This is a genomic window from Novipirellula artificiosorum (assembly GCF_007860135.1).
In the GTDB taxonomy this organism is placed as follows: domain Bacteria; phylum Planctomycetota; class Planctomycetia; order Pirellulales; family Pirellulaceae; genus Novipirellula_A; species Novipirellula_A artificiosorum.
Genome location: NZ_SJPV01000005.1, coordinates 287,376 through 303,779 on the forward strand (window position 1 = coordinate 287,376; position 16,404 = coordinate 303,779).

A 16,404-nucleotide genomic window follows, 5' to 3' on the forward strand; every position below is an offset into this window, starting at 1 on the left:
GCTGTGTTGGTGATAGTCCAGTCCGACGTGATAGGTTATTTTCGACATTGCTCGTTGCTCCGAGTGAAATCAGGGGAAGTTAGATATCACTTGGTTTTACTCTGCAGCGAGCATTTCATCCCCATCTACGACCGTATATGTCTTTCTCAATCCGATACCGCAACTTATAAATCGCACATCCCTCAGGATCAATCACCTACCATGCGAGCAATACCGTGTAGATAAGCTCGCGTGCGACGGTGGCGACGTGAAAGAAAAAATACGTCTAAACGCGAGGAATTTCAAAGCCTTTGCGTTGCTCGCGAGCGAACATCGCAGCGGCCTGTTCGTCGCCAACGATCTTTTCGGCTTTCGGATCCCATTTGATCTCGCGGCCTAATCTCGCGGCGATTGCGGCCAAGTGACACGAATTCATCGTTTGCAGATGGCTGTAGACGTCCGACACCGGCAATCCGCCTTCGCGGATACAACGATAGAAGTTGTTCTTGTGGCCTTCGAATGGCTTGCCTTTGTAAAGAGCCGACAAATCGTCCTGATCGAACTTCCCTTTATCCCAACCTTCTTCGATGGGCGTTCCCGTGATCTTGCCACGACTGACGAAGATACGCCCTTTGGATCCTTCGAACAAGATTCCGTTGTCGCTCCGGCTATCGACGACCATTTCGACGCCATCGGCGAATTTGCATGGAATGGCGAAATCGTTTGCCGTGTTATAGCAGTCGTCCACCGTGGGATAGCCATCTTGATACGGTACCGGATGATGAGCGTCGCTGCCATCAAAGGAAACCGGTCCGGTCCCTGCATCGTTTTGCTTGAGCGCCCATAAGGAGATGTCGATGTGATGAGCGCCCCAATCGGTGAACTTTCCGCCCGAGTACTCATACCACCATCGGAACGTACCATGACATCGTTGCGGGATGTAATCCACTTTGGGAGCTTGGCCCAACCAAAAATCCCAATCCAAACTGTCGGGCGGCGTGGTCGTTTTAAACGGGCCGCCAACGCTGCCTCCGTTGATTCCAACGGTGACTTTCTTGATGTCTCCCAACAGTCCTTTCTGCACCATATTAACGGCACGAAGGAATTTGTTGCCGTCGCTACGCTGCTGCGTCCCGACAAAGAAGACTTTGTCCTTGTGCTTATCGCAGGCGTTGCGGATGAGTTGGTTCTCTTCCAGCGTGAGCGTCAAAGGTTTTTGGCAGAAGACATGCTTGCCCGCCTCAAGAGCTTCGATGCAGATCTTTGTGTGCCAATGATCGGTCGTGACGCAACTAATTACGTCAATGTCATCGCGATCGAGTACTTCACGATAGTCGGTGTACTCGTCCCCTTTTCCCTCGTTACGTTCTTTGGCTCGAGCGATCTGCTGTGTGTCGACATCGCACAACGCAACCACGTCACCAAATTGACGATGACCACCCAGGTCACCGCGTCCCATGCCACCTAAGCCGATGCATCCAATCACGGGTCGGTCATTTGCCGCGTCATTGGCAAATGCTTTTTGAGTCGAAGCAAAATAGGGAACCGAGGAAACCGCTCCAGCTGCGGCAGAGGCTTTGAGAAAATCACGTCGATTGGTCATGAAGGTGCCTTTTCGATTAAAAGCAGACGTAGGTGGGTAAAGGAATGCAACAATAGGGACGCACCCGAATTGTAACCCAAAAGGTCTCGAGATGTCGGATGCCAGGAAAAATCAGGGACGCGGAACCTAACCGATCAATCGCTCGGCGACTTCACGCTGCTGAATCATCGCTTTCACCTTGTTCTCGGGGTTCGAATGGGCTTCCAGCAAGATCCAACCTTGAAACGCAGCGGACTTCAGCAGTTCGATCAGCTGTGGATAGGGGTAATCGCCAAGATCCAATTGCCGGACGTGAACCGTATCACCTAATCGACTCTTGACCATTTCAAAATTCTTTTCGAGCCCTTGACCCTCAAGATCCACGAGGTTGGAGTTCCAGCAAACAAACAAGTTGGGATGCGTGGCGGTCTGTAAAATCTCTCGGATCACGGGCAATTCGCTGGTGCCTTTCCCGTGCACTTCTAATCGAATCTTTTGGCCATACTGCTCGCCATAGGCGGCAACTTCGTTCAAAGATTCACCGATTTGGACGATGCATTTTTCGCGTGAGAGACCCTTGGAAAATCCATTCGGTTTCACCTTCACTCCCGTCCCTCCACAATCATGCATCAACCGGATGTACTGCTTGGTCTGCTCGATATTTGCCTTGACCCGGTTCGCATCGTCACTGTGATATTCACAATTGGAACCATAGCCCACCAATTCCACGGGGGACTCGGCAAAACGATTGCGCACATCACGTCGCTCGGCCTTCGACAGAGTCGGCTCCACGCCATGGGCGTGTTCGGTACGGAGTTCGACGCCCCCAATGCCCGCCACGGTGCATTGATTCAAGAGTTCAGGCAACGTCATGTCTTTCCCCCAAAGGTACGTGACCATACCAAACCTCAACTTCGATTCGAGATCGGCCGCTGCAAGCAAACGACGAGGCCCAACGATTGCGGAAGTGGCTAGCGCGGCACCCGAAAGGATCACGCGGCGACGACTGAGGGAACGAACGGATAACATGGAATGATCCTTCTCTGGTAAAACAAGTGTTGCGTGATCCAAGGAACGACATCTTAGCCTCAGGATCTTAGCCTCGGGGAGAACAGAATGTACCTCATCCGCAAAATCCATGGGCGTGCATTGCCCGATCGCCGCATGACGCGAATTGTCGCACCCCTCCATTCCCTTCGATCTAACATGAAACCCATTTGCTTTCTGCTCGTGCTTGCATCGTTCGTGCCGTTCGCCCAAGCAACAACCACTTGGGACGGAAGACACTCGACGGACAAAATCGAGGTGACCGTTGTCTACTTCGTCCCTTCGGATCGGCAACCACTGCCCGATTGGCGCGATCGAGTCGATTACTATTGCCGTCGTATCGAGTTGTTTCATCAGCGTGAGTTTGGGTCTCAATCCCTGATGAAGACCATCGCGTTGGCGGAACCGTTTTTTTCGGAACACACGACCGAGCAGCTACGGGCGGGTGATGCAAATTCGATTTTTTTCCAGACGCTTCGCGAAGCGGACCGTCGACTGGAATTCGCCAAAGACGAGAGTAAGGCGTTTCGAATTTTGTTAGTCCTCAGCGACATCAATTGGCGCCCGCTTGATGATTTCTATCGTTTGCATCCGAAACAAGATGGAACCCTTGAATTTGAAGGAAATCTGAATCAAGGTCAGCATTTTCCTGGCGCTGCGTCCGGTGGTGCGAGAGCCACTTACCTCGCCAATCGCGGTGTCGGTTGGGGATTGGTTAGTGGCGACGGATGGCGTGTTCCCTACCGAGGCTGCGATTGTGTGATCTACCATGAAGGCTGCGGCCATACCGTTGGGCTTCCGCACCCCGAGCCCGGAAACGGCTCCGTGATGAGCCTGGGACAATACAACGGATGGCTTAGCGAATCTTGGCTTGACAAGGATCAAAAGTCGCGAATGCAGTGGCACCCCGAGCCCATCGCCGCGACCCCACAACTAGAGCTTTTTACTCGCTTTCGAGCCTTGCCCGATCCGATGGTCCCGGCTCCGGATCAGGATGTGAATTTAAGGCTCGATTGGCCTGATGGGGTACACGTTGATTCGCTGCGAGTGCGGCTACAAACCGCGATCAACGGTGCCTGGATCGAACGGCCACAGCAGTGGGCTGACGATGCGCCGAAGCTTGCAAGCCTTGGCCGCTTCGATCGACCGACGCCGGTAAGCTACCGTGTCGACGCAACGCTGGCTGGGGGGGAACGCGTTGAATTGTGGGGCTATTTTCAAGTGCGAAACGATCCCGCTCACAACCCTCAACCCATTGCATTGTCCCAAGACCTTGTCGTCCCCGTGGGGAAAGCAACAGCGCCGCCATCGCGTTCCACGGTTTTGCGGTCCACTCAACCCGGAAATGTATTCGACTTATTGGATCGCCTTGATCCAATCCAGTGCTGGCAGGTCGGCCAATGGACCCACCAGGACGGCAAGCTCGAGAGTTCCAAAGCGTACGGCGTTCGCATCGAATTGCCCTACACCCCACCCGAGGAATACCGCATGACCTTGATTGTGGAGCCGCTTGATCCGCCGACGGGCCTGATCTTGGGACAACGTTCCGGCGACCGTCGGTTCTTGACTTTGCTAGGTTTTGGGAAACAAGAAAACACGATGAGTGCGATCGAAAACGTGGCGGGGCGGAATGTTGGCAACGAAACCACATGGACAGGTGCGGTGCTTCAGCAAGGTCGCTTGTCGCAAATCATCGTCACCGTCCGGAAGAATGGCGTGCGAGTACAAATCGATGGAGGACAAATCATCGACTGGCAAGGCAAGCGAGACGACTTGTCGTTGGATGATTATTGGTCGACGCCTGACAGGTCGAAATTGTTTTTGGGTGCATACGATTGTCGTTACCGATTCCATCGGCTCGACGTCGAACCCCTTTAAGAAGCTATCCGAAAAGGGGTCTGACCCTTTGTCGACCGACGTTTCGATTGCTAAAAAAACTCGTTGTTTTCCAATGGATTCGCTACCGATACGCTCAGACCAAGAGAGGGTCAGACCCCTTTTCGGATAGCTTCTAGGTTACCTGCGATCGTCTAACCACCGTCCATCGCCTTGGTGTACTTTTCCATCTGCTCATGCAGATGCCACTGGCCGGGATCGTCAAGAATGCAGCTCCTCTCAATCGACAAGGCTTGCTCCGTTTCACCCGCCAGAAACAGCAGTTCAGCAAGCGTATCTCGATAGATCGCGCTGTCGGGTTCAAAGTAGACCGCTTGTTCCGAAATCCTTGTTGCTTGCTTCAAATGGCGTTGGTTCATGGCCGCGACCCATGCCAAGTTGTTTCCAGCCATGGAATCGAAAGGGTAGGTTCGCAGGTAGCGGAGCCCGGCGGACCAAATCCGATCGAATGCACCGGAAGCAACATCCTGCATCATGGTACCTTTCATCATCGGAAGCAGACGTTCGGCAACATCGATGTCCATCGGATCCAGCTGGTAGATACGATCAAGATGTTGCTTCGCTGCATCGATATCTTGGTCTTTGATCGCGGCTTCGAGTGCCCAGCGACGGACGAAGACATTCAACGAGATATAGGCAGGAGGATGAAAGTCCGTGGACTCGAACGTTCCACCAACGGCCAAGTCGAGCCAACGGGCTGCTTCCCTTGGATCGGTATCATGGATGATCGCTGCATAGACACGGGCCACGTCATACAATTCGGTCGACTCGGCAGAACCAAACGCTGTCAGCGGCAACAGCGTGCGGTACCCGTGCACCGCCATCTCGGTTTCCCCCCGTTCACTGAGATATTCCAGCAGCGTCCGGCGGAGCTCGGTCGAAGGCGAACAGAGAGTCAACCGGACCTGACGCTCTAGCTCCGCCGCCTGCTGTGTGTGGGCCAAGCGACGCGACAAGACCCACTGACCCACAAGCGCCTTTGCCAAAAAATGAGTTTCATCGGAGCTTTGACGAAAATAGGTACCACGAGTCGTCGGGGCAGCGACCGCTTCCCAAACCTTATCGTAGGATTCGCTCGCTTGCTCGGCACGGCCGTGGTCCAGCTGATCCTCGGCAAGCATGATGGCCGCTTCAAGGTCGCCACGCTGAAGCAGGGTCAGCAAACAATTCGACGCCGCTTCCGCCCGACCATGGCGTGCAAAAAAGGAGACGATGTTCGAATTGAGGTAGCGCGGTGTGATCCGGCGGACAAACGCCTGGCGAATCGAAGGCGGCAAGGCGTTTCGCCCCGTGACCAATTCTTCATACAGACTCGCAAAATCCTTCTCGGGATCAAATCCCCGAGGAATCTCACCGTTGCAGAGCGAATAAATCATCTGAATACGGCGGGCAAAAGGGACCGCCGGCTTCAACCGAGCCATCGACTCGGTCAGCGATTTCCATGTTGTTAAATCCATGTCAGGGACCGACAAGATCAAAAACTGTTCCGAGGTCCCCGTGATCGCATTCTCACCAGGTCGGACCGCCAACCGAGCAAGCCAATCGGTTCGCTGGGTTCGCGTCAGTGACTGAAGCACATAGTCGCGAATTCGAACGTCGCCAACCGGGATCGTTGAATCCGACAAACGACTGGCAATCGTCCACGCGTCTTGATCACGACCCACTGCGATCAGACAGTGCATCAGCGACAAAACACGTCGCACCCCTGGGTCAAGCTTACTGGAGCCATTTGCTCGCTGTGCATCGATTGCTGCATGGATCCAATTCGCGAGTTGCAAGTCGATTTGATCGTAGGGGTAATCGAGGATTTCGAAGGCCAAATCGGTCCGCGCCGCAGCAATCGCTAACTTGGCAGCCGCATCGGGTCGAATCTCCCTGAGTTGCTCGACGGCTTCTTCGACGTATCCGTGACTCGCCAAACACTTCCATCGAAGCTGACGCATGAAACCAAACTCGTCATCGGAGTCATTGTCGTCTCCTGGGGAACGCTCCGTTATCGGATCGGTCGCCTTGTCGACGTCCCCACACAGCGACGCCACCGCCTGACGACGGATTTCCGCGTCGTCGCAGCGATCAGCCGCCACCAGCGCATGACACCAAAACGGGATCGCTTCGATGGCGTCCGGACCGACCGCTTCCGCCGAGGCCACCGCTTGGATGGCCAGGTCTTGCCACTGGCCTGCGAGCATCTTGCAGACCCTCACCAGCGAATCATTTCCGCTTTGTCTGGCGATCTCGGCAGCTTCATCGATTCGTCCCAAGACAGCAAGGACGACAATTTTGGATTGCAGCTTCAACAGCGGTGACCAGTGCTCAGACGCACTCGGTAGCAACGAACGATCATCGACCTCCAGACCGAGTTCTTGCATCAATTGAACTCGACAGACGGACATCTCTTTCGAATCCGCGATCAAGTCGACGAGACGCAACAGATCCATGGTGGTATCGTCGCGGATGGCCAAACGAACATAGACCGGAAACCTCCGAGTCAAGGCGGCGGCGAGTCGCCGATGCAACAGGTCGCGATCAGCCGTCCCCGCCGATTCTTCGATCGCGACCACGACGGCCCGAAACTGCCCCGCATCCATCAACTCCTCAAGCACCTCTGGGTCGTCATTGCCCTCAAGCAATCTTGCGATTTCCGGTGGGGTGTCCGGCAGCGATCCGCGACGCCATTGCCGCAAAATCCAATTGGCTCGATCCGCCACTTCCGGGTCAGGATGATGAGACGCGTCCTGGACCGCTTGCCGGGACACCTCACGCAAACGCCACATTTGCATCGTGGCTTGCTGGCGACGAGAATAGTCGTCCGCAGACAACTGCTCGATGGAAATCGGGTTTTTCTGATCTGCAGCCGATTCCCGACCTGGGGAGGCTCCATCGGTTCCCTGCCCCGCATGCACTGGCAACGTGCCGTGGAGCGATAGGCCACAGGCGACAACGAAAACAATCATCAAGCGGGTTCGAGTCATGAAAGCCAACCGGGAACAATGAGGGTGTGATCACACCACTGACAAATGACGATAGAATTCTAGCAAAGCGGTCGAGACATCGACCGTCCTCCCCACCGTTTTCCTCTAAATCACGCTTCCGAATGAATCGATTCACCCGAAAACCCACTGTTTATCCGATTTCCACCGCTGCGCTGCTCATGCTAGCCTCTTTTTTTAATCTCCAGGGCGAAGAGCCGAGCTGGCCGCAATGGAGGGGCGAGGCTCAGCGTGGCGTCGCCTCCGGTAGCGGATTCCCCATCGAGTGGTCCGAGTCGTCGAACGTGCTGTGGAAGCTCAAGTTGCCGGGAACCGGGGGCAGCACCCCCGTGCTGGCCGGAAAAATCGCCTTCCTCACTTTCGGAGCCGATGGAAACAACAACCTCGCGGCGATCGATACGGCGGAGGGAAAGTTTATCTGGAAGGTTTCGCTCGGAACCGACCGCGGCAACAAACACCGTAAAGGTGGCGGCAGCAATCCCTCCGCAGTGAGCGATGGCCAGTTCGTCTTTGCTTACTTCCGCAGCGGTGATTTGGCCTGCGTGAACAGGGACGGACAGGTGATCTGGCAAACCAATCTTCAGGACCGCTACGGTGAAGATACCCTTTGGTGGGACCTGGGGACTTCGCCCCTGCTGACCGAAAACGCCATCGTGGTTGCGGTCATGCAATCGGGGCCGAGCTATTTAGTAGCCTTTGACAAACAAACCGGTGACGAGCTATGGCGAACCGATCGCATCACCGATGCACCCAAAGAAGCCGCACAGAGCTACGCGACCCCTCTCAATGTTCGAATCAACGGAAAATCGGGCATCGCGGTCATGGGCGCCGATCACCTGACGCTCCATTGGGCCGATTCAGGTGAAGAGATCGCGCGTTTGGGGGGCTTCAACCCGCGGGGCGAAGAATTCTTCCGCTCCATCGCATCACCCGTTGCCAAAGGTGAATTGATTGTGTGTCCCTATTCACGAGGCGAAACGATCACGACCGTGAACATGACGCAGCTTGCCGCAGGCAAAGGGAAAGATGCGATTGTCTGGTTCCGCGATGATTTGGGCAGTGACGTCCCAACCCCGGCTGCCAAAGACGACAAGGTCTATGTTGTCGGTGATGGCAAAATGAATCGTGGCTTGGTCAGCTGCGTCGATCTCGAAACAGGTACTGCGATCTGGGAACTACAACTCCCAAAATCGCGGCACGGGTTCAGCAGTTCGCCACTGATTACCGACAACCATTTGTATGTCACGCAAGAGAATGCGACGACGTTTGTGATCGGTCCGCTCGATGCCGAACAACCGACGCTGCTCGCCACCAACTCCGTCGCAGACGAAGAGCCCTTTACCGTGGCGAGCCCCGTCCCCGTTGCCGATTCACTGCTGATTCGCACGCCGCAACATCTTTACCGTGTGAGCCGACAACTTGAATAAATCCGATGCGATCCTCCTCATCCGCCGAGACACACCCGCGAAGTCGCAAGCGTCTGTTTCGCATTTTCGCGATCTTGGTCGGGGTGCTGCCGCTGCTGCTGATCGAGCTCAGTTTGCGGCTCGCTTACCCGAAATCGGCGGAGCCGATTCAAGATGCCGTCGACAACGATCCGCTTGTGGACCTCCATCAATTGCGTCCGCTGTTCGAAGTCGACGCGACGGGTCAGCGGATGAGCATCCCGAAAGAGCGCTACAACTTTTTTCAGCCCGCGTCGTTTGCATTGCAAAAAACAGGAAAACGCCTGTTTGTTGTAGGAGGCTCGACCGTTCAGGGTCGCCCCTACGCGACGGAAACGTCGTTTGCAAAGTTCTTGGAGTTGCAGCTCCGTGTGGTCGACCCCGATCCACCGTGGGAGGTCATCAATTGTGGTGGCGTTTCTTACGCCAGTTATCGGGTGGCTGCCATCGTCAAGGAAGTGCTGAATTACCAACCGGATGGCATCATCGTTTATACCGGGCACAACGAGTTCCTAGAAGATCGGACCTACGCCCCCCAGCGCCGCGTTCCCCGCTGGGCCGCACGCCTGCTCGCGTCGGCGAGTCACCTTCGATCGGTCGAACTCGCGTCACAGTGGATCCACCAAGACGCTGACCCGACATCTCAGCCAACACAATTGGCTGCGGAGGTGCAGGCCCGTCTCGACAAACACAACGGACTCGATGCCTATCACCGCGATCCGGCATGGCATCAACAGGTCGTGGACCATTTTGAGCTTTCGCTACAAAGAATGATCGTGGCTTGCCAAGCCGCAAACGTGCCACTTCTGTTCTGTGTTCCCGCCTCGGATGTCGTAAAAACGCCACCGTTTAAGGTCGCATTTCCTGGCTCCCTCACGGAAGACCAAAGGTCGGAGCAGGCAGCGCTCTGGAAAAAGGCATGTGACACGGTCCGCCCCATCGACCAACGACTCGCCGCCTGTCGCTCGCTTTTGCAGCTTGACCCGGATCATGCCGGTGCCGCCTACATGCTTGGCATCGATGCGCGATCGCACGGGCAAGCCGACGAGGCTGCAACTTGGTTGCTACAGGCTCGAGACCATGACGTTTGTCCGCTGCGTGCCACCTCCGCAATGGAACAGATCGTTCGACAGCTAGTCGGCGTTCCGAACGTGTCGCTACTCGATACGCCGGAATTATTGGCCGAACCCAGGACGACTCGCTATGCTGATCCCAAGTGGTTTGTCGACCATGTTCATCCGACGGTGGAGGGACACCAACGAATCGCAGACGAATTGTTTCGCTTGCTCGCGGCCTTGCGGTGGGTCGAAATGGACGACGATTCGTTGGATTCGACGAAGCAAGATCGTGATCAAGCGATCATCGACCACCTTGGCACCCTGAACGAAAGCTATTTTCACCGTGGCCGCCAACGGCTCAAGGGGCTACAACAATGGGCAGCGGGTCGAGCCCTACTTGACTAGTTGTGACCACAAGACCCCAGCAGCAATTGCCGATCCGATCACGCCGGCGACATTGGGCGCCATCGCGTGCATCAGCAGGAAGTTCTGTGGGTCCTCTTTCTGTCCAACCATCTGCACCACTCGCGCTGCATCGGGAACCGCGGAGACACCCGCGGCACCGATCAGTGGATTGATTTTTTCAGTCAAGAACAGGTTCATCAATTTTGCAAACAACAAACCACCCGCCGTGGCGACCGAGAACGCTAAGGCTCCAAGACCAAAAATCAAAATCGAGTTGTAGTTGAGGAAATAGGGTGCACTGGTGCTGGCACCTACACAGAACCCAAGCAGAATGGTCACGATATCAATCATGCCTGTTCTTGCCGTCACAGCCAAACGTTCGGTCACGGTGCATTCCTTAAGCAAATTGCCGAAGAACAGCATCCCGATCAGCACAATGGCCCCAGGGGCAAGCAGCGTGCAAACCAAAAAGGCAATGATCGGAAACAGAATCCGTTCGCGGGTGGAAACCTGCCTCGACGTCTTCATCCGAATCAGTCGCTCTTTTTTCGTCGTCAACAGCTTCATGATCGGTGGCTGAATGACGGGAACGAGTGCCATGTACGAGTAAGCGGCGACGGCGATCGCACCAAGCAACTCGGGGGCCAGCTTAGCCGATAAGAAGATCGCAGTTGGACCATCTGCCCCACCAATGATCCCGATCGCGCCCGCTTCGTTGGGACTAAAACCGAGAGCGATTGCACCCGCAAACGTCCCGAAAACACCAATCTGTGCCGCCGCGCCAAGCAAAATCAGTTTTGGATTCGACAACATGGTCGAAAAGTCGGTCATCGCCCCGATTCCGAGAAAAATCAGCGGCGGGTAGACCCCTTTGGATACACCAAAGTAAAGGTACTGCATCACGCTACCTTCGTCATACACGCTCAACGGCATGCCGGCGACCGCCGGGATGTTGCCCACCACAATCCCGAAACCAATCGGAACCAACAGCAGCGGTTCGTAATCCTTGGCAATCGCCAAGTAGACGAAAATCAGCCCAATGATAATCATGATCGTGTTTCCAAGTTCGAGATTTGGAAACGCGGTCGTGTTCAGCAGTTGTTGAAGCTTGTCGAGGAAGTAAGAAGACAGAATCATCAGCGAGACATCCTTTGACGTCTTGTCGGTTCAAGGGAAAGACGTCAATTCATATGGTTTCATGACACTAAAAACATCCGCACCAAAGGGGAAATCCCCGGAGCGAACCTAGCGACCTTGTGGTTTCAGCTTATGGGAAGCATGGTGTCGGATCCGTCCCTGTAACGTCCAAGCCAACTCGGCTGCGGTCAATTGTCGGGTCCGAACAATACGATGGGGTTGGTCCATCACTTGAGCAACTGCGGCGGCAATCACGACCGCGATTTCCTCCGAAACTCCCCCAACATCCGCCACCGCCTTGGCGGCTTTCGCTTCCTTCTTTTTGGGCTTTGGTTTCGGCTTCGCGGCTCCGTGATGCGGAGTTGCAGGCATGAACTTGTCGAGCAAGACCATCGCGCGAGGCAACATGCTGACACAAAAAATCAGAATCAACAGCGCGCTAAACACAACAAACATCCCCATGATGGCCAGCGGCAGCCCTGTTTCTTCAAACAAAGCCTCGGTATTGATCGTGAAGAGTGGCACGACAGCGGTCTGTAGCGAAAGCAACATCGGAATCAATATTCTGTGTGGATCGAATCAGTTTCTGATTAACCGGAGGTCTCGGTTTACTCAAGTTCAACGAGCACTTGTCCGTCTTGGACCGATTCGCCAACGGCGACAAGCAGACTCTTCACCGTGGCAGCGGCAGGTGCAATGATCTGGTTTTCCATCTTCATCGCTTCGAGCACCAACAGCAGTTGACCATCCTCAACACTTTCGCCTTCTTCGACGTCGATGGACAAAATCACGCCCGCCATGGGGCTGGTGATCGAACCGCGAGAAAGCGTTTGTTTCGGTGCGGTAGGGGCTGCTTTGACCGCTGCGGGCGGAGGAGCCGAGGAGGGCGCCGGGCCAGCGGGACGGTTGGTCCAGGGTTGCGGAGACGATTCCGATTCGAGTGTTTCCACGGTCACGTCGTAGGCTTTATCGCCAATCGTGATTCTCAGCTTTTTCATTCTTAAACTCTTTCAAGGAAATCAACGTGAAGGATGGACCGAGCGGGCGGGAATCGCTGCTCAGAATAAGGTGCGGGGAAGGCTTTGCAGCAAGCCAAAACCTTGCGACGCTGGCGAGCGGGATTACAGAGGAATCAATCCATGTTTTTTCGGTGGACGTGTTTCGCTCTTCCTCAGCGTGTTTCGCAGTGCCAGTGACACGGCACCCCGCGTCGCGGCGGGGCTGATCACGTCGGTGATCATACCACGCGAAGCCGCCATGTAGGGCGACGCAAAGCGAGCATGGTATTCGTCGGTCAATTCCTTGCGTTTCGCATCAGGATCTTCCGCACCGCTGATCTCACGACGATACAAAATATTGACCGCCCCATTGGCACCCATGACCGCGATTTCAGCGGTGGGCCATGCCAACACGACATCGGCACCCAGGTCGCGACTGCACATCGCCAAATACGATCCCCCGTAAGCCTTGCGAGTGATCACCGTAATCTTGGGCACCGTCGCCGCCGAGTAAGCGAACAACATTTTCGCACCGTGGCGAATGATGCCACCCTGTTCTTGTTGGACACCCGGCAAAAAGCCTGGAACATCAACGAGCGTCAACAAAGGAATATTGAAAGCATTGCAGAAGCGAATAAAACGAGCGGCTTTGTCCGACGCATCAATGTCGATCGTTCCGGCCTTGACCTTGGGTTGGTTTGCAACAACACCCACCACAATCCCGTCAACACGAGCAAACGCGACGATCATGTTCTGGGCAAACTGCTGATGAACTTCCAAGAAAACACCACCATCGACCACTCGCCGAATCACATCGTACATGTCCATCGAGCCTTTGGAATCGGCTGGCACGATCTCGTTCATCGATTCGTCCAACTCCAAACTGATCGTCGGCGTCGGCGCGTGAGGTGGATCCTCGACATTGTTTGACGGCAGGTAGCTGAGCAAGTCGCGAACCAAATCAAGCGCGTGATCGTCGTTCTCGGCAACAAAGTGAACGTTACCACTAATGCTGGCGTTTGCAGCCGCGCTACCGATCTCTTCCATGGTCGTATCAACGCCCGTGGCCGCCTTGATCACCTGCGGGCCACAAATGAACATGTTCGCGTTTTCGCGAGTCATGATCAAAAAGTCCATCAACGCCGGGGAATACGCTGCCCCACCAGCACAGTTCCCTGCAATCACGGCGATTTGAGGCACGCAGCCTGAAAGCACCACGTTGCGATAGAACACCTGACCGTAACCCGACAGAGCATCAACGCCTTCCTGGATGCGAGCCCCGCCGGAATCGTTGATCGCGACGAAAGGCAATCCACAATGGCTGGCGTAGTCCATCAAATCGCAAATTTTCTTTGCATGACGCTGACCTAGCGCACCGCCTCCCACCGAAGTGTCTTGACTGAACGACGCGACCGGACGGCCATCCAACTGTCCGATACCGGTGACGACTCCGTCACACGGCAAGACCTTTTTTTCCATTCCAAAGTCGTGACACCCATGCTCCACATGCATGCCCCATTCCTGGAACGTGGCGTGATCGAACAGCGTGTCGAGCCGTTCCCGAGCGGTCATCTTGCCTTTGGCATGCTGTTTATCCACTCGCTCTTGCCCACCGAAAAAGGAGGCTTGTTTGCGGCGCTTTTCGAGGTCGTCTAAGAGTTCTTGCTTAATGGTCATTTTGATGATTTGACGTTTGGGTTGACTGCCCAGAAGGGGACGCGGAAACGGTCCTTGAGGCTAGCAGTTCTGAGAGTAGGCGTTGTCTCGCTCGGGTTCAATAGGGGCAGATCGGCGCCGAAGGGGAGCCCGGACAGGAGTCGCCCTGGCGAGGCCAATGTGCCTCGAATCAGCACGCTCGGCTGATTACAATACTTCAAGAAGTTCTTGTGTATAGTGGCCGGTTCCCTTCGTTTCGGCATCTGAGAACGGAAATCTTAATGAATGCATGACACCGGAATCTCGGCGAGATAGGGCCTCTCCGTACGCGTGGACCGCCACCAACCGCCGACGAGGATCGGCATTCTTGCCTCGCGGCCACTTCCTGGAAACTTTAACGCCACTAACGCCGTGAACCCGGCATTTTCGATCGCCAGCGTCGACCGATCTCGCCTCTCGATCAACGGGCTTTGGGGATCAAGGCTGCGTCAATAATACGCACATCGAAAATTCATAATTGCACGTTTGGTATCGATGGAGTGCCGAGCATACTCTCGGGCAAAGATCCTTTTCTTGCCGCGACGATAACCCGAGTGGGTTGAGACTCCTTCATCTATCGAAAAACACGGATTAGAATCCAATCGGCTTTCCGACCTAACGACTTACCGCCCCAGTTCATATCTAAGGAATAACAGTGATGTCTAGCAACGCTTTCCCCCGGTTAACCGCCGAGGAAGCTGCCGAGTTGATCAACCACAATGACTTTGTAGCGATGAGTGGCTTTACGGCAGCGGGGGCCGCAAAAGCGGTTCCTCGCGCCATTGCGAAACGTGCTACGGCGCTACACGAACAAGGCAAGCCATTCCAAATCCGCGTGATCACAGGTGCCTCCACGGGCGAGAGCCTGGATGATCGCTTGGCAGAAGCGGATGCAGTTAGCTGGCGAGCTCCTTATCAATCATCCAAATCGATGCGTCAGAGAATCAATGCAGGCAAGGTTGCGTTCGTTGACATGCACTTGTCGCACGTTCCGCAATCCGTGCTGTTTGGTTTCTTTGGCAAGGTCAATGTCGCGGTGATCGAAGCGTCTGAAATCACAAAGGATGGCAAAGTCTATTTGACCACATCGATCGGTGCATCACCTACGTTTCTCAAGACAGCCGACAAGGTCATCATTGAATTGAACAAGCGGCCGTCGCGACGAATCAGCGACATGGCGGATATTGTTATCCCTGAACCTCCGCCGCATCGACCTGCACTCAGCCTGCAACATCCCCTGCAACGAATCGGTAAAACCTACGCACAAGTCGATCCCAGCAAAGTGCTGGGGATCGTGGAAACCGATGAACCCGATGAGCTCGGCGGGTTTGCGGATCCCGATGAAATGAGTGTGGCGATCGCAAGCCACGTGGTCAGCTTCCTTAGCAAGGAGTTGGCCGAAGGACGCATCCCACCGGAATTCTTACCGCTGCAGAGCGGCGTTGGTAACGTTGCCAACGCGGTCACCAAGAGCATGGGGGACAGCCCTGACATCCCCGACTTCCTGATGTACACCGAAGTGTTGCAATCCGCAGCCTTCGATCTTTTGCGCAGCGGCCGACTTCGTGGTGCAAGCACTTGCGCACTGACGCTGATGCCAGAGCAAATGATCGAGTTGGCCGACAACATGAACTACTTTGCCAACCGCATGATTTTGCGCCCGCAAGAAATCTCGAACAATCCCGCCGCGGTGCGTCAGTTGGGCGTGATCGCGCTGAATACGGCACTCGAAGCGGACATCTATGGGCATGCCAACTCCACGCACGTTTCCGGAAGCGCGATCATGAATGGGATTGGCGGCAGCGGTGACTTCGCTCGCAACGCCTATCTGTCCGTGTTCTTCTGCCCCTCGATCGCCAAGGGCGGAAAGATCTCGACGATCGTCCCCATGTGCACTCATGTGGATCACAATGAGCATAGCGTGCAAGTGATCGTGACCGAACAAGGCCTCGCTGACCTGCGCGGCCTGGCGCCCGAAGCCCGTGCTGAGCGGATCATCGAATGTTGTGCCCACCCCGATTACCGTCCATACTTACGACAGTACGTGAAGGATTCCAAATCGAGTCATATCCGACACGACTTGGAGCATTGCTTTGACCTGCATAAATGCCTTGCCGAAACGGGTTCGATGCTACCCTCGTAGCGTTGGAACCCTCGCCACCCAGGGAATTG

At 55.2% G+C, this 16,404-nt stretch carries 11 protein-coding genes; 4 read left to right on the forward strand and 7 right to left on the reverse strand.

Annotation, left to right across the window (positions count from 1 at the left end; all coding sequences use genetic code 11):
* Positions 1-265 precede the first annotated feature (265 nt).
* Both Poly41_RS15875 and Poly41_RS15880 read right to left on the reverse strand, forming a co-directional pair.
* The gene (locus Poly41_RS15875; RefSeq protein WP_146527540.1) at positions 266-1,582 is read right to left on the reverse strand and encodes a Gfo/Idh/MocA family protein; all 1,317 of its coding nucleotides are present in this window, start codon (positions 1,580-1,582) and stop codon (positions 266-268) included.
* 126 nt (positions 1,583-1,708) lie between these two features.
* Positions 1,709-2,590, reverse strand: coding sequence for a sugar phosphate isomerase/epimerase family protein (locus Poly41_RS15880; protein WP_146527542.1), 882 nt, complete (start codon positions 2,588-2,590; stop codon positions 1,709-1,711).
* A gap of 177 nt (positions 2,591-2,767) precedes the next feature.
* Here Poly41_RS15880 and Poly41_RS15885 point away from each other — a divergent pair, with 177 nt between their 5' ends.
* Positions 2,768-4,486, forward strand: coding sequence for a hypothetical protein (locus Poly41_RS15885; RefSeq protein ID WP_146527544.1), 1,719 nt, complete (start codon positions 2,768-2,770; stop codon positions 4,484-4,486).
* Positions 4,487-4,638: 152 nt separating this feature from the next.
* Here the strand turns inward: Poly41_RS15885 and Poly41_RS15890 are convergent, their stop codons facing one another.
* The gene (locus Poly41_RS15890; protein WP_146527546.1) at positions 4,639-7,476 is read right to left on the reverse strand and encodes a tetratricopeptide repeat protein; all 2,838 of its coding nucleotides are present in this window, start codon (positions 7,474-7,476) and stop codon (positions 4,639-4,641) included.
* A gap of 179 nt (positions 7,477-7,655) precedes the next feature.
* Between Poly41_RS15890 and Poly41_RS15895 the strand changes: the two genes are divergently transcribed.
* Positions 7,656-8,921, forward strand: a complete 1,266-nt coding sequence (locus tag Poly41_RS15895) for an outer membrane protein assembly factor BamB family protein (RefSeq protein ID WP_231615690.1) — start codon at positions 7,656-7,658, stop codon at positions 8,919-8,921.
* Positions 8,922-8,926: 5 nt separating this feature from the next.
* On the forward strand, positions 8,927-10,402 hold the full coding sequence (locus Poly41_RS15900; RefSeq protein WP_146527553.1) for an SGNH/GDSL hydrolase family protein: 1,476 nt from the start codon (positions 8,927-8,929) through the stop codon (positions 10,400-10,402).
* Here the strand turns inward: Poly41_RS15900 and Poly41_RS15905 are convergent.
* The 4 genes from Poly41_RS15905 to Poly41_RS15920 all read right to left on the reverse strand — a co-directional run bounded on the left by Poly41_RS15905 (position 10,391) and on the right by Poly41_RS15920 (position 14,214).
* Entirely contained in the window at positions 10,391-11,539 is a 1,149-nt protein-coding gene (locus Poly41_RS15905; protein WP_146527555.1) for a sodium ion-translocating decarboxylase subunit beta, read from the reverse strand. The genes Poly41_RS15900 and Poly41_RS15905 overlap by 12 nt on opposite strands.
* 108 nt (positions 11,540-11,647) lie before the next feature.
* Positions 11,648-12,091 (reverse strand): OadG family transporter subunit, encoded by a 444-nt coding sequence (locus tag Poly41_RS15910; RefSeq protein WP_146527557.1) that lies wholly within the window; start codon positions 12,089-12,091, stop codon positions 11,648-11,650.
* Positions 12,092-12,147: 56 nt separating this feature from the next.
* Positions 12,148-12,537 carry an acetyl-CoA carboxylase biotin carboxyl carrier protein subunit gene (locus Poly41_RS15915; RefSeq protein ID WP_146527559.1) on the reverse strand — a complete coding sequence of 130 codons (390 nt, stop codon included), beginning with the start codon at positions 12,535-12,537 and terminating at the stop codon, positions 12,148-12,150.
* Between the two features lie 123 nt (positions 12,538-12,660).
* The gene (locus Poly41_RS15920) at positions 12,661-14,214 is read right to left on the reverse strand and encodes an acyl-CoA carboxylase subunit beta (RefSeq protein ID WP_146527561.1); all 1,554 of its coding nucleotides are present in this window, start codon (positions 14,212-14,214) and stop codon (positions 12,661-12,663) included.
* Positions 14,215-14,890: 676 nt separating this feature from the next.
* Between Poly41_RS15920 and Poly41_RS15925 the strand changes: the two genes are divergently transcribed.
* Complete coding sequence (locus tag Poly41_RS15925) at positions 14,891-16,375, forward strand: succinate CoA transferase (protein ID WP_146527563.1); 1,485 nt, start codon at positions 14,891-14,893, stop codon at positions 16,373-16,375.
* The last annotated feature ends 29 nt before the right edge of the window (positions 16,376-16,404 follow it).

Coding starts and splice junctions, on each gene's coding strand:
- Poly41_RS15875 (WP_146527540.1), bottom strand. CDS start 1,582: ATGACCAATCGACGTGATTTTCTCAAAGCCTCTGCCGCAGCTGGAGCG.
- Poly41_RS15880 (WP_146527542.1), bottom strand. CDS start 2,590: ATGTTATCCGTTCGTTCCCTCAGTCGTCGCCGCGTGATCCTTTCGGGT.
- Poly41_RS15885 (WP_146527544.1), top strand. CDS start 2,768: ATGAAACCCATTTGCTTTCTGCTCGTGCTTGCATCGTTCGTGCCGTTC.
- Poly41_RS15890 (WP_146527546.1), bottom strand. CDS start 7,476: ATGACTCGAACCCGCTTGATGATTGTTTTCGTTGTCGCCTGTGGCCTA.
- Poly41_RS15895 (WP_231615690.1), top strand. CDS start 7,656: ATGCTAGCCTCTTTTTTTAATCTCCAGGGCGAAGAGCCGAGCTGGCCG.
- Poly41_RS15900 (WP_146527553.1), top strand. CDS start 8,927: ATGCGATCCTCCTCATCCGCCGAGACACACCCGCGAAGTCGCAAGCGT.
- Poly41_RS15905 (WP_146527555.1), bottom strand. CDS start 11,539: ATGATTCTGTCTTCTTACTTCCTCGACAAGCTTCAACAACTGCTGAAC.
- Poly41_RS15910 (WP_146527557.1), bottom strand. CDS start 12,091: ATGTTGCTTTCGCTACAGACCGCTGTCGTGCCACTCTTCACGATCAAT.
- Poly41_RS15915 (WP_146527559.1), bottom strand. CDS start 12,537: ATGAAAAAGCTGAGAATCACGATTGGCGATAAAGCCTACGACGTGACC.
- Poly41_RS15920 (WP_146527561.1), bottom strand. CDS start 14,214: ATGACCATTAAGCAAGAACTCTTAGACGACCTCGAAAAGCGCCGCAAA.
- Poly41_RS15925 (WP_146527563.1), top strand. CDS start 14,891: ATGTCTAGCAACGCTTTCCCCCGGTTAACCGCCGAGGAAGCTGCCGAG.